Genomic DNA, 20,525 nt, shown 5'->3' with positions numbered 1-20,525 from the left:
TGTAGACGCTTATTCGTATTCCAACGTAAAAGTGGCCACCGCGCTGAAGGTGCCGCGGCCGATGGACTTCGTCTGGATAGCCTCCGGTTCCCCTTGCACATAGGCCTGCAGCGTAAGCGTGGTGTTGCCGGCACTCAGGCGGAATTTATCGCTGGCGCGATTGAGCGGCAGCGCCTTGCCGCTGCTGTCTTCCAGCCCGATGCCGATCCCCGACGCCAGGCTGCCGGCATCCAATGCCAACAGGCCGGGCAGTTTGGCGTTCTCGGTGCCGGTAAACGTGATAGCCACCGTATTGCCCAGGCTGAGATCGCACTCGGTCAGGTGCAATGCGAAGGTTTGACTGTGGGAGCGGGTGTTCAGATACAGGTATTTGTCGACGATGGTGCCGAAATCCAGCGGAATGTCCTCATCCCCTGGCTGAATGACGCACGGCTCGGCCACCAGCGTGCCGTGAAAGCGCATGTTTTCCGCCGCAGTCGCCGACTGCGCCATTATGCCGGCCGCCATGACCATGCCAGCCCCCAACAGCGCGCTCCGGCGCCGGTTCGTCTCTGTCGCGCGCATGACGCCACTCCCTTTGGTTGTGCTTGCGCCGACCGGGCGCAAGCGGCGTATTAGTCGTAGTAAAGCCGGAAATCGATCGCCGCACGGTAAGCGCCGGCGCTCAGCGTCGCCGGGGTGCGCACCGGCGTCACCGTATACGTCAGGGTGTTTTGTCCCGGCGTCAGCAATACCGGTTTGTTACGCGCGCCGAGGCGCACAGACAGGCCGCTGGCATCCGTCAGCTGCAACCCCAACCCGGTGACGCCGGCAACCCTGACCAACCCCGGCGCGTCGTCATCCGTCGGCGCGGCAAACGCCACGGACACCGCAGGCTGGCTGCCGCTCCAGGCCAGCACCCCGGTCCAGGCGTCGCGGCTGCTCGCCGGCGCCCGCAGACAGTCTTTCAGCGTCAGCTCGAACGCCACCGGCGTGCCGCGATCGCCCGGGCGCTGGAAGTGCGCCGTTCCCGTCTCACCCAACCACACTTCCTGACGAGCGGTGGTCATTTCCAGGCTGCAGGCGCTTTCCGTCAACGCGCCGTAAACGTGGAGCGTGCCGTTCGCCCCCTCCACGTCCCAGTTGTCCACCGCGCGGGCCGGCGGCATCAGCATCAGCATCGTGCCCGCCGTCAGCGGCACCATCAGCGCGGCCAACACCGTCAGGCCGATAGTGCGTCGCTGATGACGTTCATAGGCCTTTCCCAACAGCATGGGGATCTTTCGTTGCATGATTCGTTCACTCCGCTGTGTTCATGACTCGGTCTTCCCTGCTTGCGCGCGGCTCGTCATTTGGCGACCGGCACGACCTGGCAGGCACTGCCGGCGCAGCGGAAGTTCAACTGCGGCCGCCCGCCGTAATCGTTGATGTACGCCAGCGACGGACCGTTGCCGAGGCTCGCGGCGGGCACGTTCAGCGGGGCGCTGGCCTTCGGCGCCACCATCAACGGTTCAAAGCCGGCCGCCCCTTTGCCGCCCTTGCCGGCGCTCGCCTCAACGATCGTCACGTAATAAGGGGTCGGGTTGTTCACCACATACTTGTCACCCTGCCGGGTCAGCGTCAGTTGCTCCTGCCACGGCGCCGCGTTCTTCTTCGGGGCGAGCGCCGCCGGGCGATAAAACATTTTGATGCGGGTCTGCAACGCTATCTGCAGCGTGTTCGGCTTATTGCTGCGCGGCGGGATTTCCCGCAGGTTGAAGTAATACAGCGTCTCCCGGTCCTGCGGCAGCTGACGCGCGGCCGGCAGCGACTGGATCTTCACCTGGCTCGGTTTGCCCGGCTCCACCCGCTGCACCGGCGGCAGCACGGTGAAGGGGCTTTGGATCTTGTTGCCGCGATCGTCTTCGATCCATCCCTGCGCCAAATACGGCAACTGTTTGTTCTGGTTACTGATGTTGAGACTGACCGTTTTCAGGTCGCCGTCGAAAATCACGCGCGTGCGATCCAGCGCGATAGCCGCATGAGCGGGCAGGCCGACCGCGCCGAGCGTCAATGCGGCGGCGAGCGGGCCCACAAGGGAAACGGTCTTTCTGGTCATAGTCAGATTCATCATGTCTTCACGGTTCCAGTCGGCCGAAGGCGGGCAATCCCGCCCCGGCGGTTTAGCGGCGGAGCGCACTCCGCCGGGTGTAAGTCAGTTGGCGTCAGCCGCCGGCTTGTTGCCGGCCAGAGGACGGCAAGGCAGCAGCAGCGTGTTCATCAGCAATTCGGCCGGCAGCGGCGCCGGCAACTGGATTTCACACTGCGCCGCGCCGTTCCAATGCACGCGCATGCGCTCGCCGGGGTTGAGGCCGGACAGGTAAACGCTGCCGCCGTCATTGATGATGCCGGTCTCCTGTTTGCGGGCATTCAGCACCGTGGCGCCGAACGGCGGCTCGCTGCCGTCCGCCAGTTTGACGATCGCCATCGCCTTCTCGCCGGCTATCACCTCAAACTTGCGGTAGCCGATGGCCCCCTCGGTCAACGTGGCCTGCACCACGGAACGCGTCGCCTCGACGTTGTCGCTCAGGCTGTTGAGATCGATGCTGGCCTTGTTGCGGTAGTAGCTGTTTACATCCGCCACCACCGCTTTGCCGTAACGGTTGGTCAGCACCGTACTGCCGTAGCCGCGCACCGGCACGCCGGCGACGCCTTCGGTATCCAGCAGCAAGCGCGTGCCGCCCGGCGTATTGACCCGGTGCAGCACCGCCCCTTCCGCCGCCATCGTCAGCCCCCCCTGCGCGCCGATGCCGACAGCGCTGTAACGGCCGGCCTGGTAGCTGGCGTTGGCGTTGATCTGCGCCATATCGCCCTGATGGCTGTAATAGCCGCTGGCCGTCGCCCCGCTGCGCGCTGCGCCGGCGCTGATCTGATAGTTGTTGTGTTCATCGACCCGGTTGTAGTAACCGACCCGATGGGCGTTCTCTTCGCGATCGAGCGTCATGTTGTAACTGAGCGTCCCGGCGCTGCCCCAGGGCAGCGACAGCGACAGGTACATCCCGTCGTCATTGCGCTCGTTGTAACGGTTGCGATAGGCCGACAGCGATACGCTGACGTTCTTGAAATCGCCGATATCGAAGTAGCGCGATACCATCAGGTTGTAACGATCGTTCGGCGCCCGATCCCAATAGGTTTGGTGGCTGTAGTTGAGATAGGTGCTGAGCCCCAGATCGCGGAACTGTTTGTTGAAGGTGATGGTGTACATCTCCTTGCTCTTGCCGCTGCGTCCCCCTTCGTAACGCGCATCGAGGTAGTCCCCCATGCTCATGAAGTCCTCCTGGGAGAAGCGGTAGCCGGCGAAGGTGATCTGGCTGTCGTACTGGTCGAAGTTCTTCGAATAGCTCAACCGGTACGAACCACCGGTCAGAGCGCCCTCCTGCGGCAAGCGCGCACGCGACTGCGTGGCATCGAACGACAACGCCCCCAGCGCCATCAGATCGCGCCCGATCCCCAGCGACAGCGCGTTGTAATCGCCGCCGGCGATGCCCCCGCCGTACAGCGACCAGCCGTTGCTGATGCCCCAGGAGAACTCACCGGTGCCGAACATCGGCCCGCGCAGGTGATGCCCCCACTCCGACGGCTTGCCCGTCGCCAGCTTGTAACGCACCGTACCCGGTCGCGTCAGATAAGGGATGTTGGCGGTATTCATCTTGAACGCCTGCACGCTGCCGTCTTGCTCTTCGACACGTACGTCCAGCTCGCCGGAAACCGCGTCGTTGATGTCCTGAATGCGGAATGGCCCCGCCGCCACCTGCGTCTCATACAGCACGCGCCCCTGTTGGCTGACCACCACCTTGGCGTTGGTTTTCGCCACGCCCGTCACTTCCGGCGCATAGCCGCGCAGGTTGGGCGGCAACATGCTGTCGTCGGATCGCAGACTGACGCCGGTAAAGCGCAGGCTGTCGAAAATGTCGGAGTTCAGATAATCCTCCCCCATCGTCAGCCGCGAGCGCAGCGCCGGAATAGCCCGGTAGGCGTAATAGCGGCTCCAGTCGAACTGTTTGTCGGTCGACTGAGAAGAACCGGTCTGATGGCTGAGATTAGCCTGCCAGTCGGCGCGTAGACGCCAGGCGCCCAGATTGGCGCCGCCGGTGCCGTTGCCGCTCAGGCTGTAACTGCTGCCGCCTTTCTGATGTTTTTGTGTTTGAGCATTGACGTTATAGTCAAACAGCAGCCCGGGAATACCGTCATCCCAGCGCGAAGGCGGGTCCCAGTTTTCCGAGCTGTATTCCAGATAGGCCTGAGGAATGTTGAGGTACAGCGAGGAGCTGGCAAGATCGCCGCGGGCTTCCATCCCTGCCAGGCTGGAGGCGTCAAGGCAACGGCCGCCGTGCGTCCAGTTCAGCGTACTTAACAGTTTTTCTTTCAGCCCCAGTTGGTTGACCAACTCCGGCGAAAGACAGGCTTCGCTGCCTTTAGGATCGTTCTCGGGCGCCATAAACGTCACCGGCTGTTCCGCCAGATCGTTCTTATTGACGTGCACCACCATGGTATAAACGCCCGGCATGATGTAGCCGCTGCGCGTAAATTGGCTCAGATCGATATTTTTACGATCGTTGATGTCCAAGACGTCAGTATTGAATTGAATAACGTCGGCGGCATAAACCAACGCGATCGGATTTCCCAGAGAAAGGGCGACACAAAGCCCCAAGGCCTGAAGACGAAATAACTTCCCTGCCGGTGAAAGCATAATAAAGTCCTTTCAATAACGAATTAACCGTCAGTACGAAAAAAAATCAAAAATAATCCAGCTTAAAACGCACTGTGGAAAAATACGCTCCCACCTTCAACGGCTGGTGATTCGGCATTAACGTCATGGAATAATTCAGCACTCGGTTGCCCGGTATTATTCCCTCCATCGGCAACGGCTCCCCTGGAATAACCGGCCTGCCGCGGCTGTCTTTTATCTTCAATGCGATGCCGCGCGCATCGCCCTGTACGCCAAACAAAGCGCCTTCCGCCAAACCATCAAACGTGACCTGAAAGAATTTCCAATCAGGCTTGTTTTCCGGACGTTCCAAAATGCAATTAACCAATTCAATACTGAAAGGTTTAGTCATTCCCTGGCCGTCACGAATGATCTGTCCGATAGGAAGCGTGTCCATATCGATTGTCTGATCGCGGCTGCCGGCGGCAATGGCGCAGGCAGTGTCGATAATGGCGCCGTGCATACTGACTTTGCCCCACCCCTGTGCGGCGGAAATTGCACTGCCGGGCGCAAACGCCAACGACGCCAAAAGAACGGCACTCGCCCGATTCCTTGAAAAAAACATCGCGACATTCCTTTGACACAGAGAGTCACCAGGCATGCGGCGTGCCCCATGCCTGGTTGATTAGGCCTGCGGTCTCACTTACTGATAAGCCAGAGTGAAGTCGGCTACGGCGGTGAAATCGCCCGGAACGATGGCTGCGGAAGCGCCTTCACCCTGCAGGTAAGCGGCGAAGTTCAGGCTGTTGTTGCCAGTATTCAGCGTCTGTGCTGCAGTCGCCTGACCCAGTTTGATCGGCTGGCCGCCATAAGTGATTGCTACGCCGGCGCCGCTGGCGGTCCCCGCGATACCCAACAGATCTTTGTTGGTTGACGACGCAATGCCGCTGAAGGTGGTTTTAACGGTTTTCAGCGTAGTGGTATCACACTGCTCCAGCTTGATTTCAAACGGACGCGGGTTGGATTTGCCGCCGTTTTTCAACGCCACGTTAGAAACCTGGCCCAGATCTACGGTCTGATCGATCGACTCGGGTGCAATAGAGCATGGCGCATCAATAATAGAACCCGTGAAGGTCACTTTACCGTGTCCCTGATCGGCTGCCTGTGCAAAAGAACTTGCGCCAAATGCAATCACTGCAGCCATCATGATTTTGTTAAGTTTCATAGAACCTATATTCCTTATAAGAAAAAATGCATATTCCAATCAAGAAAAAGAGCAACAGGAAATCTGCTCGCGCTTATATATGCGCAGCCCTGATTCTTTAGCATCTTGCTGGTTGGTTAACTGCCAAAACCAAAGAAACCGACAATAGATACGTCGATAACGGCAAGTCTGCAGCGGTCTACCCATTAATGAATCCGTCATATAAAAATAAACGAAATCACAACAAGCAGAGACCAATACTTTCTAATCCGCCCTTCTTGTCTGGCGGTGAATATTCTGGCAAATGCCCACCAGCAAAAAAAGTCTTTTTTTGATCAAGACGAACATTCGCAATTTATTTCCTAATTAAAGTTAATTTAGTGTTATTTTTAGGCTCATAGATCGTAAAAAATACTTTTATAGTGCAATATCCTGTTTTTCTCTGTTTCACAATTAATCAGATCGCAAAGCCGCCATTTGTGAATATAATAAACCAAAACTTTAGGTTTCTGCGTGACACTCCCCCAGCCTGCAAACAGGTAGAAACGGAGTGGGAAACCCCTTTTTTTCAATCCTGATAAATAGATAGGATTTTTCTTGATTCGCGATTTACCTCGTTATTGGTAGGCAGTGAAACTTTGTTTTTTCTTAGGAATACAGCAATCGAAATACAGAGGAAGTGCTATGGAAGCGTTATCTCCAAAACAAAAGGAAATACGGCAATTGCAGCACGATCTGCTGCAAACATTATTCGCGCAGTCGCCCCGTCAATGTCCCGACACCGGACTGCCACCTCAGCATCTGTGGTTGTCTACCCGGCAACTGGCCAACGCCGTCAACGTCGGCGTTTACCGCGCCCGGCTACTGCTGTTGGAACTCGTCGCCAAACAAGAAGTGCTCGTAACGGACGGCTCCATCAACAACTCGTTGAGGTGGTACCCCACCGCCCTACTGCCAGCTGACAACAAGGAAATACCAGGAATAGATGCGCCTTATTCTCATTTAACGGAATAACGCCGGCACAGTCAGCCTAATTAGCCCTATTTCGTGGCGGCACCTAGCCAAATGACACTATATAATCGGGATATTATTGTGAGAAAAACAACCATCCTATTTTTACAACACTGCCTGGCATTATCTTTTTTCGTCCTCATTGGTAACGCCAATGCATTTACCTGTAAAACCTCCGACGGCGGGAACATTGGTCAGGGTGGTTCAATGACGCCGGTCGACGTCAGGGTAAAGATAGGCCCTGAATTGTCCATCGGGAAAAATGAAATCGTCAACGTCAGCCAGGTGACCTGTAAAAACGACGTCGCCAACTGGAAAGATATTTTACTCACCGGCAGCCCGGCGTTGACGATGAACACCGCCATTTTCGGTACGCTTGCCAACGGTATGACAATCAACGGCACCGACTACTTATCCCCGATCCAATCAGGTATCCAGGTGATGACGATTACCGGCCTAAACAGTGCCAGCATTTCCATCAGGGTTTACATCGTGCTCAACCGTTCGCCGACGCAGGATATCAAGGTGAACAAGGGCGACGTCATCGGCCAAATCAACTTTGAACAAAAAAATGACCAGTCAGGTTGCCCAAAATGTGGGCCTTATCGGTGGCGCCTGATCGCCGACAACGACGCCTACTTCGTCACCACCAGTTGCACTATCAACAACGGCCAGCAGATTAACGTCGACTTCGGTCAGATCCGCCAGGACTTTCTCACGCAGAGCGCCATCGACGCCCAAATCAAACAGGACAAGGCGCTCAGCTACCGGTGTGACGATCAGAGCGCGACACAAGACATTTTGGTTCGCATGGTCAGCGATGCCAGCGGCTTCTCCAGCGATTTCATCAAGACCTCCAATCCTAATGTCGGCGTAGCCATGGTGCACAATGGCGCGGTGGTGAAACCCAACAATACGTTCAGAACGCGCATCGTCAACGGGCTGGGCAACGACACCGTCACCTTTGTGCCAGTGAAGAACAATGTGCCTTACACCAGCATCGCCACCGGTCCGATGTCAGGCTCGGCCACGCTGATCTTCAGCGCACCTTGAGACGGGAGCCAGAATGAACATGACGAGGAAAACGCGTTGCGCTCTGCTGTTTACGCTGGGTGTGATCAGCGCCGCCCCCCAGGCCGCCGACCAGGGCACCAAGGTCAGTATCACCGCCACCGTGGTGGCGCCTCCGCCTTGCGTGATCAACGACGGGCGCACCATCGATATCGACTTTGGCAAGGTCGGCATCAAACGTATCGACGGTAATCGCTATATGCAACGCATCGATTACAGCATCAAGTGTGAGTTTCTGGATAACAGCCGCCAGCTGAAAATGAAGATCATGGGCAGCGCGGCGGCCTTTGACAGCAGCGTGTTGAACAGCAGCGTCAATGGGCTGGGCATCAAACTGCTGGCCAACGGCAAGGCTTTCGCCATCAATACGCCGCTGAACATCGATTACGCCAATCCGCCGACGCTTGATGCGGTGCCGGTGAAAAACAGCGCCGTCACCCTGGCGGAAGGTGACTTCTCCAGCGGAGCCACCATGCTGGTGGACTATTTCTGAAACGCCACGGATGCTGAAAATGAAAAAGCCGCAACGGAAGGTTGCGGCTTTTTCAGGAACCGCACGCGACGATGCGGCAGCGGTGTCAGGGCATTCAGCCGAAGATCCCGCCGAACCACTGGCTCAGCTTCATCATCACCATATCCCAGATGCGGCTGAAGAAGTTGCCCTCTTTCACCTCTTGCATCGCCACCAGCGGGTGCTGCTCGATGGTTTTGCCGTCCAGCTGGAAATCGATGGTGCCGACCACCTGGTTTTTCGCCAGCGGCGCTTCCAGCGTCGGTTGGGTCAGCTTGTAGCTGGCCTTCAGGTTTTTCATCTGCCCTTTCGGAATGGTGACCGAGGCGTCTTTCGCCACGCCGAGCGGCACTTCGCTGACGTCGCCGAACCACACTTTCTGGGTGACGAACGGCTTATCGGCCTTGATCGGCGTCGCGGTTTCATAGAAACGGAAGCCCCAGGTCAGCAGCTTTTCGCTTTCGCTAAAGCGCACGCGATCGCTCGGCGCGCCTAAAACCACCGAGATCAGACGCATCGGGCCGTCGGTGGCGGACGCCACCAGGTTGTGGCCGGCGCCGCTGGTGTAACCGGTCTTGATGCCGTCGACGTTCAGGTTGCTGCTCCACAGCAGACGGTTGCGGTTAATCTGGCGGATCTTGTTAAAGGTGAACTCTTTCTCTTTATGCAGCGCGTATTCGTCCGGCACGTCGCGGATCAACGCCTGGCTCAGCAGCGCCATGTCGCGCGCGGTGCTGTACTGCCCTTCCGCATCCAGACCATGCACCGTCAGGAAGTGGGTATTCTGCAGCCCCAGAGATTTGGCGTAGTTGTTCATCAGGCCAACGAACGAATCCTGGCTGCCCGCCACGTAGTCCGCCAGCGCGATGCTGGCGTCGTTGCCGGACTGGATCACGATGCCCTTATTCAGTTCCAGCACCGGCACCTGATCGCCCGGCTTGATGAACATCAGCGAAGAGCCGCGCAGCGCCGGGTTACCGGGCGCCCAGGCGTCTTTGCCGACGGTGACCATGTCTTCCGGCTTGATCTTGCCGGCCTTGATCGCCTGGCCGATCACGTAGCTGGACATGATCTTGGTCAGGCTGGCGGGATCGAGACGCGTATCGGCATTGCCTTCGGTCAGCACCTTACCGCTGTTGTAATCCATCAGAATGAAGGCCTTGGCGTCTACCTGCGGCGGCGCCGGCGGCTCGGCCGCGTGCACGGCCGGGGCGGCCAGCAACAGGATGCCTACGCTGAAGGTCAGTTTTTTCAGGGAAGTGGATAAGTTTTTTTTCATCATGACGTCGCCAGAGTGTCCATTCAAAACCATTGAAATAGCGTTAACTTTCAAACATGTTCACGTTTTAAGCCAACCAGCGAGAGTGGCCCGGTGCGCGCGTGCCGGCCGCAACCCCCTGCGGCGCCCGTAATGGGTAACGCAACGCACCGAAAATGCCCTTGCTGTGAGTTTATGTGATTTATCTTATTTTTGCAGGGTTTAGCGTGAATTTTCAGCATTTTTACATAACTGTACGCAGGCACGCACTTATCGTTCAAAAAAGCATCGCGACGCGCATTTTCGCATCTACCCACGGCTACACGGCCAAGCATCTGCACCGCTAAACATCTGCGCATCCATACGTCCAAAAAAGATTAATATATTCCATAATGGCATATAGAACCGCTATTTGTTCTTTTTAAAGCGCTTATCCTCAGCGCTATCATCCGCACAACGACTTTTATACCGAATAATCCTGGAGATGAGTCATGGCGATCCCCCATTCCGTCATCGAGATGATTGGCAATACCCCGATGCTGGAGCTGACCCAGTTCGATACCGGCCCATGCCGGCTGTTCGTCAAGCTGGAGAACCAAAATCCCGGCGGTTCGATCAAAGACCGCGTGGCGCTGTCGATGATCGAGCAGGCCGAGTGCGATGGCAAACTGCAGCCGGGCGGCACCATCATCGAAGCCACTGCCGGCAATACCGGCCTGGGGTTGGCGCTGGTGGCGGCATTGAAAGGCTATAAGCTGCTGCTGGTGGTGCCGGACAAGATGAGCCGCGAGAAGATCTTCCACCTGCGCGCGCTGGGGGTGGAAGTGCTGCTGACCCGTTCGGACGTCGGCAAGGGGCATCCGGCTTACTACCAGGATTACGCCAAACGCCTGGCGGAAGAGATCCCCGGCGCTTTTTATATCGACCAGTTCAATAATCCGGCCAACCCGGCGGCCCATACCACCACCACCGCGCCCGAACTGTGGCGGCAGATGGAGCATGACGTGGACGCCATCGTGGTCGGCGTCGGCTCCGGCGGCACGCTGGGCGGGCTGAGCCGCTATTTCGCCGAGGTTTCGCCGCAGACGGAATTCGTGCTGGCCGACCCTGCGGGTTCAATACTGGCGGACTATCTCGACCACGGCCATATCGGCGAAGCCGGCAGTTGGCTGGTGGAAGGTATCGGCGAAGACTTCGTCCCGCCGCTCAGCGACTTTGACCAGGTGCGCAACGCTTACCGCATCGGCGACGCCGAAGCCTTCACCACCGCGCGCGAGCTGCTGCGCAAGGAAGGCGTGCTGGCGGGATCGTCCACCGGCACCCTGCTGGCCGCCGCATTGCGTTACTGCCGCGCACAGACCGAACCCAAGCGGGTAGTGACCTTCGTCTGCGACAGCGGCAACAAATACCTGTCTAAAATGTATAACGATCACTGGATGCTGGAACAGGGCCTGCTGAGCAAGCCACAGCACGGCGATCTGCGCGATCTGATCGCCTACCGCCACGACGAGGGCGCCGCCGTTTCCGCCGCGCCGGACGACACGTTGGCGATCGTGCACGCCCGCATGCGGCTGTACGACATCTCGCAGCTGCCGGTGCTGGAAGGCGATCGGGTGGTCGGTTTGATCGATGAGTGGGATCTGCTGAACGCCGTCCAGGCCGACGCCGCCCACTTCAGCCTGCCGGCCGGCAGCGCGATGACCAAACAGGTTCATACGCTGCAAAAGGAAGCCGGCTACGAGGAATTACAGGCCACCTTCAACCATGGCCACGTCGCGGTGGTGCTCGACGGCGAGCGCTTCCTCGGCCTGATTACCCGCACAGACGTGCTTAACGCCTGGCGCCAAAAATTACGTTAATAAGGACCCATTATGGCCAAGTTTGATACGTTGACCGTTCACGCCGGTTACACCCCGGATGCGACCGGCGCAGTGATGCCGGCGATTTACGCCACCTCTACCTACGCCCAACCGGGGCCGGGCGAGCATACCGGCTATGAGTATTCCCGCAGCGCCAACCCGACGCGCACCGCGCTGGAAAGCGCCATCGCCGAACTGGAAGGCGGCAGCCGCGGTTACGCCTTCGCCTCCGGCCTGGCGGCCTGCTCCACGGTGCTGGAGCTGCTCGATAAAGACAGCCACCTGATCGCGGTAGACGACCTGTACGGCGGCACCTATCGCCTGCTGGAAAAAGTGCGCAGCCGCACCGCCGGCCTGCGCGTCACCTACGTGGCGCCGGCGGATCTCGCCGGGCTGGAACAGGCGATCGAGCCGGACACTAAAATGATCTGGGTCGAAACGCCGACCAACCCGCTGCTCAAGCTGGCGGATCTGAGCGCCATCGCCGCGATCGCCAAAAAGCACCAGCTCATCAGCGTGGCGGACAACACCTTCGCCTCGCCGTATCTGCAACGCCCGCTGGATCTGGGCTTTGACGTGGTGGTGCACTCCGCCACCAAATACCTCAACGGCCACTCCGACGTGGTGGCCGGCGTCGCGGCGGTGGGCGATAACCCGGCGCTGGCGGAACAGCTCGGTTTCCTGCAAAACGCGGTCGGCGGCATTCTCGATCCGTTCAGCAGCTTCCTGACGCTGCGCGGCGTCCGCACCCTGGCGCTGCGCATGCAGCGTCACAGCGACAGCGCGCTGCGCATCGCCCAGTGGCTGGAGAGCCAGCCGCAGGTGGAAAACGTCTACTATCCCGGCCTGCCGAGCCACCCGCAGCACGAGCTGGCGGCGCGCCAGATGACGCGCTTCGGCGGCATGATCTCGGTACGGCTGAAAGGCGACGACGCCTATGCGCGCCGGGTCATCCAGCGTTCGCGCCTGTTCACCCTGGCGGAAAGCCTGGGCGGCGTGGAAAGCCTGATCAGCCAGCCGTTCAGCATGACGCACGCCTCCATTCCGCTGGAACAGCGCCTGGCAACCGGCATCACGCCGCAGCTGGTGCGCCTGTCGGTGGGGATTGAAGATGTGGAAGATCTGATCGCCGATCTGCAGCAGGCGCTGGCGGAATAATCGCCGCATCAGCGCTCGATCAGCCCGGCCGACGCGCCGGGCTTTTTTACGCCCGGCGTTCAGAGGCCGATGACGTCCTGATAAAAACGGTGTGCCACATCGGGGTGAGAGCGGATGCGGCCTTTCAGGTAGTTATACCCCACATCGCGCAGCAGCGGATTGAGCGGATCGCTGGCCGGACCGCGCGCCTGCGCCGCCAGCTGCGGCGGCAGTTGGTACAGCGGCACCACCGCGTCCAGACGCGCGCCGAGGAAGAACGCGATCGATAATCTGTCACTCCCCGCCGGCGGCGTTTCCACCCGGTGCACCGTGGCGCGCAGATAGCCGTTGGTCGCCAGCTCCAGCAGCTCGCCGATGTTCACTACGAAGGTATCTTCACGCGGCTGCGCGTCTATCCATTGCCCCTCGCTGACCTCCACCTGCAGCCCTTTTTGCGCGTCCTGCAGCAGGAAGCTGAGAAAACCGGAGTCCTTGTGCGCGCCGACGCCCTGTGCGCTGGCGGTGGCGTCCCGCCCCGGGTAGCGGATCAGTTTGATGTGCTCGTTGGGCTTCTCGCCGTATAAGCGATCGAAAGCCTGCTCCGGCAGCGAAAGTGCCAACGCGAAAGCGCGCAGCAGCCGCAGCGACATGGCGGTCATCGCCTGTTGCCACTCCAGCAGCAGCGGTTTCAGCGCCGGCAGCGCCGCCGGCCACTGGTTTGGCCCCTGCAGACGCGCCCAGCGCGGCGTGTCGCCAGCCAGCGTCAGCGCCGGGCGTTCAGCGCCGATATCGAACTGCTCGCGCCAGTCAGGCTGCCCGCGCGTGAGTTCCGCCGCCGCCCGGTTGTAACCGCGAAAGTGCGGCGAATGCACCATCTGCACCGCCAGCTTGTCGGCTTCCGGCAGGGCGAAAAATTGTCGCGCGGCGTGCTGCAACCGCGCATTCAACGCGCCGTCCACGCCGTGACCGCGCAGATAGAAGAAACCGACGTCGCGCGCCGCCGTGCGCAAATCGTCAAGAAAAGCGCGCCGCCGGCGCGCATCACCGTCAAGCTGCGAAAGATCCAGCAGCGGCAACGTCTTCAGCGTCGTCAGATGCGTCATCATGCGGTTCCTCTTCTTCCCCGATTACGATCGGGCTGCCGTACAGGCGAATAATCAACATTGACCCTCCCCAGCGGGTGGCTGCATTTGCCCCATAGTTACCACCGCGCTCGCCGGGGCGGCCAATATTGTTGCGTTCTAAGTTATGCAAACGTTCAACAAACTGTCGCAAAACCGTCATCAATGTTTCTTATGCTCTGCGCAATTTCGCCGACGCCGCTGGCTGGCGACGTGCGCTATCCGCTATCCTGTAAACGACCTCATACCCTGCCTGCCGGAGAAATACTGATGGATTTAGCCTTATTCGACCTGGATGAAACCCTGATTGACGATGACAGCGCCAGTCTGTGGATCCGCTGGCTGGTCGGCCAGGGGTTCGCGCCGGCGGAGCTGGAACTGCAGGAGCAGCAGCTGATGCAGCTCTATTATCAGGGCAAGCTGTCGATGGAGGACTACATGCAGGCCACGCTGGCGCCGCTGACCGGCCTGAGCGTGCAAACCGTGGCCGGCTGGGTGCAACGCTACATCCGGCGCGACATCCTGCCGCGCGTCTATCCCGCCGCCCGTGAACGCCTGCAGTGGCACCGCGAGCGCGGCGACTGCATCCTGGTGATCTCCGCCACCGGCGAACACCTGGTGGCGCCGATCGCCGAACAGCTCGGCGCCGACGATGCGCTGGCGATCGGCGTGGAAATCAGCGACGGCCGCTTCACCGGCAACACCTACGGCACCATGACCTATCAACAGGGCAAGGTGATCCGCCTGCAGCACTGGCTGGCGCAGCACCCGCACCTGAAGTTCGAGCACAGCCACGGCTACAGCGACTCTCTCAACGACAAGGCGATGCTGCAATTCGTCGACAGCGCCACGGTGATCAATCCCGACAGCGAACTGAGCGCGCTGGCGGCGGAGCACGGTTGGGAAGTGTGCCGCTGGGAGCGTTGAGCGGCAGACAAAAAATGCCCTGCGGTGTGACAAAAAGCGCATTGTGGCGTAGGTATTAAGGGTCTTTAATCCGCTAACGGAGTTATCCCATGCTGACCATTTGGGGTCGTGAGAATTCGAACAACGTCAGGAAGGTGCTGTGGTGCGCCGCCGAACTGGGGCTGAGCTATACCCACATCAACGCCGGCGGGGCGTTTGGCAAGGTCAACGAAGAGAGTTACCGCGCGCTGAACCCGAACGGCCTGGTGCCGTTACTGCAGGACGATGACTTCGTGCTGTGGGAGTCCAACACCATCGTGCGCTACCTGGCGGCGAAATTCGGCGACGCGACGTTCTATCCGCAAGATCTGCAGGCGCGCGCCGCCGCCGAGAAATGGATGGACTGGACCACCTCGACCATCGTTCCGGCCTTCACCATCGTCTTTTGGGGCCTGATCCGCACTGCGCCAGAGTTGCGCGACATGGCGAAAATCGAAGCGGCGATCGCCACGCTGGAAAAACACTTCGACGTCATTGAACAGACGCTGGCGCACCAGCCTTACCTCTCCGGCGACGCGTTCGGCTTCGGCGATATCCCGCTCGGCAGCTTCGCCTACGCCTGGTTCGAAATGCCGATCGCCCGCCGCCCGCGGCCGAACATGGAGCGCTGGTATCAGCAACTGCGCGCACGCCCGGCCTATCAGCGCGGCGTGATGAGCGAGCTCACCTGACGCGTGCGGGGCGTTACGACGCCCCGACCTTCAGCAGCTTGCCGTCCCGTTCGTCCGTCAACAGATACAGGTAGCCATCAGGCCCGCTGCGCACCTCGCGAATGCGTTCGTCGCGATCGCCCAGCAGCCGCTCTTCCGCCACCACTTTGTCCCCCTCCAGCGTCAGGCGAATCAGTGCCTTTTGCGCCAGTGCGCCGATGAACAGCGAATGCCGCCAGGCGGGGAAACGCTGCCCGTCATAAAACGCCATGCCGCTGAGGCCGGGCGAAACCCGCCAATAGTGCAGCGGCTGTTCGGTGCCGGGCACCCGTTCCCCTTTGGCCTCCGGGATCGGTTGGCCGGAATAGTTGATGCCATAGGTGGCCAGCGGCCAGCCGTAGTTTTTACCCGGCAGCGGGATATTGAGCTCATCGCCGCCGCGCGGACCGTGTTCATGCTCCCAGATCGCGCCGCTCCACGGATTCAGCGCCAACCCTTGCGGATTGCGGTGGCCGTAAGACCAAACCTCCGGGCGTTTACCTGCCTGGCCGACCCAGGGGTTGTCCGGCGGTACCGCGCCCTCGGCGGTCAGCCGCACCAGCTTGCCCTGCAGTTTGTCAGTCTCCTGCGCCGTCGGCCGCTGGTTGTTTTCGCCCAGCGCGATAAACAGGTAGCCCTGCCGATCGAACGCCAGCTTGCCGCCAAAGTGATTGCCGACCGACAGCTTGGGTTGCTGACGGAAGATCACCTTAAAGTTTTCCAGCCGCGCGCCGTCGTCGCTCAGGCGGCCATAGCCGACCGCCGTGCCGGCTTTGCCGCCCTCGCCCGGTTCGGCGAAACTCAGGTACACCCGGCGGCTGGCGGCGAAGTCGGGAGCCGGCAACACCTCCAGCAGGCCGCCCTGCCCCTCGGCGTAGACCTGCGGCACGCCGGCGATCGGCGGCGACAGGCCCTTGCCCTGCAGCCACAGCCGCAGCCGGCCGGGCCGTTCGGTGATAAGCAGGCCTTGTTCCGCCGGCAAGAAGGCCAGCGACCATGGGTGTTCCAGGCCGTCCTGCAATTGGCTGACCGTCGGCGCGGCGTGCAGCAGGCCGCTGCACAGCAGCAAACCGGCCAGCAGAGTCAATCGGGGCATGGCGTCCTCCTGAAGATGAAATGACCCGTTTAGTGTAGCCCAGCCCGTCGCAATGGGTGTTTACATTACATTTCAACGGGTTGCCTTTTAGCCGCAGTGTGCTTAAGTTAATCCATAACCCAGGAGGAAAAATGGACATTACCGTTACCGACGCGATTGACGAACATACCCTCGATGCGATCAGGCAAGGCCTGCGCGCTTACAACCTGCCGCATATCGACGCCAGCCACCGCAAGCCGCTCAGCGTCTATGCGCGCGACGAGGCCGGCACGGTGATCGGCGGGCTGACCGCCGAAACCTGGGGCAACTGGCTGAGCGTCGAGTGGCTGTGGGTGGCGGATACCCAGCGCGGCAGCGGCCTCGGCGGCCGGCTGATGCGCGCCGCCGAGCATGAGGCGCAGGCACGCGGCTGCCGCTACGCCCGTCTCGACACCTTCAGCTTCCAGGCGCGACCTTTCTACGAAAAGCTCGGCTATCAGCTGCAAATGACGCTGAAAGAGTATCCGGTGGAACATGAGTGCTATTTTCTTACCAAAACCCTGACTGATTGATGGATGGACAGATGGACAGCAAAAGCATGGTGGTGAACTGTGTGGCGTACAAAGCCGGCCAACGGCTGGGCGAAGTGACCATCGACGATATCAGCGAGGTGGTCAAACAACCGGACACCTTCGTCTGGCTGGGGTTGCGGCAGCCGGAACCGGCGTTTATGCGCAAGGTGCAGGAGGAGTTCGGCCTGCACGATTTGGCGATCGAAGACGCGCTGTGCGCGCACCAGCGGCCGAAGCTGGAGACCTACGGCGACTCGCTGTTCATCGTGGTGAAAACCGCGCAGTGGGGCGAGCACGACGAAATCGAATACGGCGAAACCCACTTCTTCGTCGGCAAAAACTTTCTGGTGACGGTGCGCCACGGCGCCTCACCCAGCTACGCGCCGATCCGCGCCAAGGCGGAAGAGAACCACAAGCAGATGTGCCGCGGGCCGGGCTTCGCCCTCTATTCGGTGTTGGACTTCGTGGTGGATAACTACCGCAGCGTGGTAACGCGCTTCGAGAGCACTATCGAGAACATCGAAGCCAACATGTTTCAGTCGGAGTTCGATCAGGCGGCGATCGAGAACGTCTATACTCTGCGCCGCCACCTGCTGGCGCTGCGCAACGCCGCGCTGCCGATGGATGAAATCTGCAACCAGCTGATCCGTCTGCACGAAGAAGTGATCCCGAAAGAGCTGCGCGCCTACGTGCGCGACGTGCAGGATCACGCGCATCAGGTGGTCAACAACATCGACGACATGCGCGAAATGCTGACCAACGCCATGCACGTCAATCTGGCGCTGGTGACGGTCAAACAAAACGAAGTGGTGAAACGGCTGGCGGGGTGGGGGGCGATTTTGGCTATCCCGACGGTGATCTTCAGCCTGTACGGGATGAACTTCGCCGACATGCCGGAGTTGAAATTCCCGTGGGCCTATCACGCCACGCTGGGGGCGACCGCCGTCGGCTGTATTTTCCTGTATCAGAAGCTGAAGAAATCAGGCTGGCTGTAAGCGCCAAAACGGCGGATTTTCCCGCCGGAGAAACGATCGGCGGGGCAGCCGGATCCGCCGACTGCCCCGCCGCTTCAATACAGCATCGGCCGCCGATCGCGATGCACATGATTGTAGCGGCCGATGCGCTTGTCATCGGCCGTGCTGATATCCATCGATGCCAGCACCATGCCTTCGCCTGTCAGGCTCTGCGTCAACGGGTAGCCATCGGCGTCGACGATCACCGAACCGCCGATCCACGCAACGCCGCGCTCCGTTTCGCAGCGATCGCACACCGCGATGAACAGCCGATTGACGGCGGCGTTGGCCTGCGCCTTCACCATCTCCGCCGGCCGTTCGCCCTGCGGACGCGGCGCCTGCGGCCAGTTAACCGGTGCGCACAGCAGCTGAGCGCCGGCCAGCGCCGGCAGCCGCACCCACTCCGGGAATTCAAGATCGTAGCAGATCATCACCGCCAACCGGCCAAAGCGGGTCTCGACGACCGGCGGCGGCCGATCGCCGGGGGTAAAGATCGAACTCTCTTCATGCCACAGGTGCGCTTTGCGATAAATCGCCCTCACGCCCTGCGCATCGATCAATGCCGCGCTGTTGGCCACCCCGCCATCGGGCAGCCGCTCGCAGAAACCGGCGACGATCGCCACATCCAACTCACGCGCCAGGGCCCCCCACAGGCTGAGGCTAGGCCCGTCTTCGGTCTCGGCCAACGCCCACGCCTCCGCCTTATCGCGCAATACATAGCCGCTGTTCACCAACTCCGGCAACACGATGACGTTGGCGCCGCGCTGCGCCGCATGACGGATCGCCTGAGCGGACTGCGCCCGATTATGCTCTGCTTCCCCTACCCGCAGCGCTAACTGGCAGCATGCGACGCTGATTTTACCCATGACTCACCTTCTCCTTACCCTCACCGTTAAACCAACAGGGCGGCGATGCGCCCTGCACCTCAGTAAATCAGTAAAGGCGCCGTGATAAAAGCCCGGATCGCGCCTCAGCGTTCAGTTTGCGCCTGCAGCTGCGGCGTCGGGCGGCTCAGCAGGCTGCCCAGCACGAAGGCGACGCCGCCGCCCAGCAGACCGCCGTAGATCGGGCTGTTGGCGTCGATGCCGTGCCAGACCATCAGCCCCACCACGCACAGGCTGCCGGTCAGCATGCTGGCGATGGCCCCAACGCTGGTGGCGCGCGGCCAGAAGATCGCCCCCACCAGCGGGATCAGCATGCCGCCCACCAACAGGTTGTAAGCCAGCGTCAGCGCCGCCAGTACGTCACGCACCACAAACGCCAGCCCCAGCATGACCGCGCCCATGAAAAGCGTGGTGAAGCGCCCGGCGGCCAGCCCGCCGGAAGGTTTACGGCGGATGGCCGGCAGCACGTCCTCCAACGCGATGGTCGAAGACGCCAACAGGCAGGCACTGGCAGTGGACATCAGCGCCGCCAGGGCCGCAGCGGCCACCAGCCCGCTGACGCCAACCGGCAACACCGCCTGCGCGATGGCGGCGAAGGCGCCGTCGGTGTTGCTGAGCGACGGCAGCACGATCTTGCCGGCCATGCCGATCAGCGCGCCGGTCACGCCGTACAGCACGCAATAGACGCCCGCCCCCAGCCCGGCGAAGCGCGCCACATTGGCGCTGCGGGCGGTGAACACCCGCTGCCAGATGTCCTGGCCGATCAGAATGCCGAAGAAGTAGATCAGGAAGAACACCAGAATGGTGTCCAGCCCGATCGACGACAGCTGGTAGTAACCGGCGGGCAGCAGGCTGGTGAACGCCTCCCAGCCGCCGGCCTTGACGATGCTCATCGGCATCAGCACCAGCATCATGCCGACGGTCATGATGATGAACTGAATGATGTCGGTCAGCGTCAGCGACCACATGCCGCCCAGCGTCGAATACAGCACCACCAGCCCGCCGCCGAGCAGGATAGACGCGCTGAACGACAGGCCGAACATCACCTGCATCACGCTGCCGATGGCGATGATCGAGGTCACCGCCACCATCAGGTCATACGCCAGCATGATCGCGCCGCTGGTGACCCGCGCCGCCGGGTGATAGCGCCGCGACAGCACCTGGCTGACGGTATACAGCTTCAGTTTGAGCAGCGGCTTGGCCAGCACCAGACTCAGCACCACAATGCCCAGCCCCAGCGCGCCGCACAGCCAGACGCCGGAGATGCCGTAGGTGTAGCCGAGCTTGACGCTGCCGATGGTCGACGCGCCGCCGAGCACCACCGCCGACAGCGTGCCCAGATACAGCCCCGGCCCCAGGTTGCGCCCGGCCACCAGATACGCCTCTTTGGAATTGGCGCGGCGAATGCCCATCCACCCCACCGCGCCTATCACCAGAAAGTAAAACACCACGACCAGCAGATCGAGATTCATGGGTACCTCCACTCCG

At 60.6% G+C, this 20,525-nt stretch carries 21 protein-coding genes; 9 read left to right on the top strand and 12 right to left on the bottom strand.

The features are described 5' to 3' along the window. Positions 1-9 precede the first annotated feature (9 nt). From AC2CGI_RS09075 to AC2CGI_RS09050, 6 genes are all read right to left on the bottom strand, one after another. Positions 10-564, bottom strand: a complete 555-nt coding sequence (locus AC2CGI_RS09075; RefSeq protein ID WP_004938719.1) for a fimbrial protein — start codon at positions 562-564, stop codon at positions 10-12. Positions 565-614: 50 nt separating this feature from the next. After that, the gene (locus AC2CGI_RS09070; protein ID WP_076740409.1) at positions 615-1,253 is read right to left on the bottom strand and encodes a fimbrial protein; all 639 of its coding nucleotides are present in this window, start codon (positions 1,251-1,253) and stop codon (positions 615-617) included. A gap of 74 nt (positions 1,254-1,327) precedes the next feature. Next, the gene (locus tag AC2CGI_RS09065) at positions 1,328-2,092 is read right to left on the bottom strand and encodes a fimbria/pilus periplasmic chaperone (protein WP_015377275.1); all 765 of its coding nucleotides are present in this window, start codon (positions 2,090-2,092) and stop codon (positions 1,328-1,330) included. Positions 2,093-2,173: 81 nt separating this feature from the next. Continuing rightward, a complete protein-coding gene (locus AC2CGI_RS09060; RefSeq protein WP_076740410.1) occupies positions 2,174-4,708 on the bottom strand; it encodes an outer membrane usher protein in 2,535 nt (844 codons plus the stop codon). Between the two features lie 46 nt (positions 4,709-4,754). Continuing rightward, complete coding sequence (locus tag AC2CGI_RS09055; protein ID WP_015377273.1) at positions 4,755-5,291, bottom strand: fimbrial protein; 537 nt, start codon at positions 5,289-5,291, stop codon at positions 4,755-4,757. A 78-nt stretch (positions 5,292-5,369) separates the two neighbouring features. Continuing rightward, complete coding sequence (locus AC2CGI_RS09050) at positions 5,370-5,891, bottom strand: fimbrial protein (RefSeq protein WP_004938731.1); 522 nt, start codon at positions 5,889-5,891, stop codon at positions 5,370-5,372. A 663-nt stretch (positions 5,892-6,554) separates the two neighbouring features. Between AC2CGI_RS09050 and AC2CGI_RS09045 the strand changes: the two genes are divergently transcribed. The 3 genes from AC2CGI_RS09045 (at position 6,555) to AC2CGI_RS09035 (ending at position 8,445) form a co-directional block, all read left to right on the top strand. After that, positions 6,555-6,884 (top strand): hypothetical protein, encoded by a 330-nt coding sequence (locus AC2CGI_RS09045; RefSeq protein WP_004938734.1) that lies wholly within the window; start codon positions 6,555-6,557, stop codon positions 6,882-6,884. Positions 6,885-7,127: 243 nt separating this feature from the next. Beyond that, a complete protein-coding gene (locus tag AC2CGI_RS09040; protein ID WP_021504374.1) occupies positions 7,128-7,934 on the top strand; it encodes a fimbrial protein in 807 nt (268 codons plus the stop codon). Between the two features lie 19 nt (positions 7,935-7,953). Beyond that, entirely contained in the window at positions 7,954-8,445 is a 492-nt protein-coding gene (locus AC2CGI_RS09035; RefSeq protein ID WP_226882947.1) for a fimbrial protein, read from the top strand. 94 nt (positions 8,446-8,539) lie between these two features. Here AC2CGI_RS09035 and AC2CGI_RS09030 read toward each other — a convergent pair whose 3' ends face one another. Continuing rightward, a complete protein-coding gene (locus AC2CGI_RS09030; RefSeq protein ID WP_015377270.1) occupies positions 8,540-9,745 on the bottom strand; it encodes a serine hydrolase in 1,206 nt (401 codons plus the stop codon). Between the two features lie 467 nt (positions 9,746-10,212). Here AC2CGI_RS09030 and AC2CGI_RS09025 point away from each other — a divergent pair, with 467 nt between their 5' ends. After that, positions 10,213-11,580, top strand: a complete 1,368-nt coding sequence (locus AC2CGI_RS09025) for a pyridoxal-phosphate dependent enzyme (protein WP_076740411.1) — start codon at positions 10,213-10,215, stop codon at positions 11,578-11,580. 12 nt (positions 11,581-11,592) lie between these two features. Beyond that, positions 11,593-12,738: a trans-sulfuration enzyme family protein gene (locus AC2CGI_RS09020; protein WP_076740412.1), complete on the top strand. Its 1,146-nt coding sequence runs from the start codon at positions 11,593-11,595 to the stop codon at positions 12,736-12,738. A 59-nt stretch (positions 12,739-12,797) separates the two neighbouring features. On the opposite strand, the gene AC2CGI_RS09015 is transcribed toward AC2CGI_RS09020, so the two are convergent. Both AC2CGI_RS09015 and AC2CGI_RS09010 read right to left on the bottom strand, forming a co-directional pair. After that, positions 12,798-13,820 (bottom strand): isopenicillin N synthase family dioxygenase, encoded by a 1,023-nt coding sequence (locus AC2CGI_RS09015; protein ID WP_076740413.1) that lies wholly within the window; start codon positions 13,818-13,820, stop codon positions 12,798-12,800. Next, positions 13,765-14,001 (bottom strand): hypothetical protein, encoded by a 237-nt coding sequence (locus tag AC2CGI_RS09010; RefSeq protein WP_071796764.1) that lies wholly within the window; start codon positions 13,999-14,001, stop codon positions 13,765-13,767. Before AC2CGI_RS09010 ends, AC2CGI_RS09015 begins: the two co-directional genes overlap by 56 nt. A gap of 107 nt (positions 14,002-14,108) precedes the next feature. Between AC2CGI_RS09010 and AC2CGI_RS09005 the strand changes: the two genes are divergently transcribed. Continuing rightward, positions 14,109-14,765, top strand: a complete 657-nt coding sequence (locus AC2CGI_RS09005; protein ID WP_004938759.1) for an HAD family hydrolase — start codon at positions 14,109-14,111, stop codon at positions 14,763-14,765. An 89-nt stretch (positions 14,766-14,854) separates the two neighbouring features. Beyond that, positions 14,855-15,475 (top strand): glutathione S-transferase family protein, encoded by a 621-nt coding sequence (locus tag AC2CGI_RS09000; protein WP_048322642.1) that lies wholly within the window; start codon positions 14,855-14,857, stop codon positions 15,473-15,475. Between the two features lie 13 nt (positions 15,476-15,488). Here the strand turns inward: AC2CGI_RS09000 and AC2CGI_RS08995 are convergent, their stop codons facing one another. Beyond that, the gene (locus AC2CGI_RS08995) at positions 15,489-16,589 is read right to left on the bottom strand and encodes a PQQ-dependent sugar dehydrogenase (RefSeq protein WP_076740414.1); all 1,101 of its coding nucleotides are present in this window, start codon (positions 16,587-16,589) and stop codon (positions 15,489-15,491) included. 131 nt (positions 16,590-16,720) lie between these two features. On the opposite strand from AC2CGI_RS08995, the gene AC2CGI_RS08990 reads away from it, so the two are divergent. Together AC2CGI_RS08990 and AC2CGI_RS08985 are read left to right on the top strand one after the other, a co-directional pair. After that, positions 16,721-17,140, top strand: a complete 420-nt coding sequence (locus AC2CGI_RS08990) for a GNAT family N-acetyltransferase (protein WP_016928392.1) — start codon at positions 16,721-16,723, stop codon at positions 17,138-17,140. 11 nt (positions 17,141-17,151) lie between these two features. Next, positions 17,152-18,135, top strand: coding sequence for a magnesium and cobalt transport protein CorA (locus AC2CGI_RS08985; protein ID WP_021504379.1), 984 nt, complete (start codon positions 17,152-17,154; stop codon positions 18,133-18,135). Positions 18,136-18,209: 74 nt separating this feature from the next. Here AC2CGI_RS08985 and AC2CGI_RS08980 read toward each other — a convergent pair whose 3' ends face one another. Both AC2CGI_RS08980 and AC2CGI_RS08975 read right to left on the bottom strand, forming a co-directional pair. Next, complete coding sequence (locus AC2CGI_RS08980; protein ID WP_076740415.1) at positions 18,210-19,019, bottom strand: nitrilase family protein; 810 nt, start codon at positions 19,017-19,019, stop codon at positions 18,210-18,212. A gap of 104 nt (positions 19,020-19,123) precedes the next feature. Continuing rightward, a complete protein-coding gene (locus AC2CGI_RS08975) occupies positions 19,124-20,509 on the bottom strand; it encodes a sodium:solute symporter family protein (protein WP_076740416.1) in 1,386 nt (461 codons plus the stop codon). Positions 20,510-20,525 lie beyond the last annotated feature (16 nt).

It is taken from the genome of Serratia sp. LSHTC3 (assembly GCF_057197125.1).
This window is presented reverse-complemented; position numbering and strand designations above follow the sequence as displayed.

Coding starts and splice junctions, on each gene's coding strand:
- AC2CGI_RS09015 (WP_076740413.1), bottom strand. CDS start 13,820: ATGACGCATCTGACGACGCTGAAGACGTTGCCGCTGCTGGATCTTTCG.
- AC2CGI_RS09000 (WP_048322642.1), top strand. CDS start 14,855: ATGCTGACCATTTGGGGTCGTGAGAATTCGAACAACGTCAGGAAGGTG.
- AC2CGI_RS09050 (WP_004938731.1), bottom strand. CDS start 5,891: ATGAAACTTAACAAAATCATGATGGCTGCAGTGATTGCATTTGGCGCA.
- AC2CGI_RS09005 (WP_004938759.1), top strand. CDS start 14,109: ATGGATTTAGCCTTATTCGACCTGGATGAAACCCTGATTGACGATGAC.
- AC2CGI_RS09030 (WP_015377270.1), bottom strand. CDS start 9,745: ATGATGAAAAAAAACTTATCCACTTCCCTGAAAAAACTGACCTTCAGC.
- AC2CGI_RS09010 (WP_071796764.1), bottom strand. CDS start 14,001: ATGACGGTTTTGCGACAGTTTGTTGAACGTTTGCATAACTTAGAACGC.
- AC2CGI_RS08985 (WP_021504379.1), top strand. CDS start 17,152: ATGGACAGCAAAAGCATGGTGGTGAACTGTGTGGCGTACAAAGCCGGC.
- AC2CGI_RS09070 (WP_076740409.1), bottom strand. CDS start 1,253: ATGCTGTTGGGAAAGGCCTATGAACGTCATCAGCGACGCACTATCGGC.
- AC2CGI_RS09075 (WP_004938719.1), bottom strand. CDS start 564: ATGCGCGCGACAGAGACGAACCGGCGCCGGAGCGCGCTGTTGGGGGCT.
- AC2CGI_RS09060 (WP_076740410.1), bottom strand. CDS start 4,708: ATGCTTTCACCGGCAGGGAAGTTATTTCGTCTTCAGGCCTTGGGGCTT.
- AC2CGI_RS08975 (WP_076740416.1), bottom strand. CDS start 20,509: ATGAATCTCGATCTGCTGGTCGTGGTGTTTTACTTTCTGGTGATAGGC.
- AC2CGI_RS08990 (WP_016928392.1), top strand. CDS start 16,721: ATGGACATTACCGTTACCGACGCGATTGACGAACATACCCTCGATGCG.
- AC2CGI_RS09055 (WP_015377273.1), bottom strand. CDS start 5,291: ATGTTTTTTTCAAGGAATCGGGCGAGTGCCGTTCTTTTGGCGTCGTTG.
- AC2CGI_RS09020 (WP_076740412.1), top strand. CDS start 11,593: ATGGCCAAGTTTGATACGTTGACCGTTCACGCCGGTTACACCCCGGAT.
- AC2CGI_RS09035 (WP_226882947.1), top strand. CDS start 7,954: ATGACGAGGAAAACGCGTTGCGCTCTGCTGTTTACGCTGGGTGTGATC.
- AC2CGI_RS08995 (WP_076740414.1), bottom strand. CDS start 16,589: ATGCCCCGATTGACTCTGCTGGCCGGTTTGCTGCTGTGCAGCGGCCTG.
- AC2CGI_RS09025 (WP_076740411.1), top strand. CDS start 10,213: ATGGCGATCCCCCATTCCGTCATCGAGATGATTGGCAATACCCCGATG.
- AC2CGI_RS09045 (WP_004938734.1), top strand. CDS start 6,555: ATGGAAGCGTTATCTCCAAAACAAAAGGAAATACGGCAATTGCAGCAC.
- AC2CGI_RS09065 (WP_015377275.1), bottom strand. CDS start 2,092: ATGATGAATCTGACTATGACCAGAAAGACCGTTTCCCTTGTGGGCCCG.
- AC2CGI_RS08980 (WP_076740415.1), bottom strand. CDS start 19,019: ATGGGTAAAATCAGCGTCGCATGCTGCCAGTTAGCGCTGCGGGTAGGG.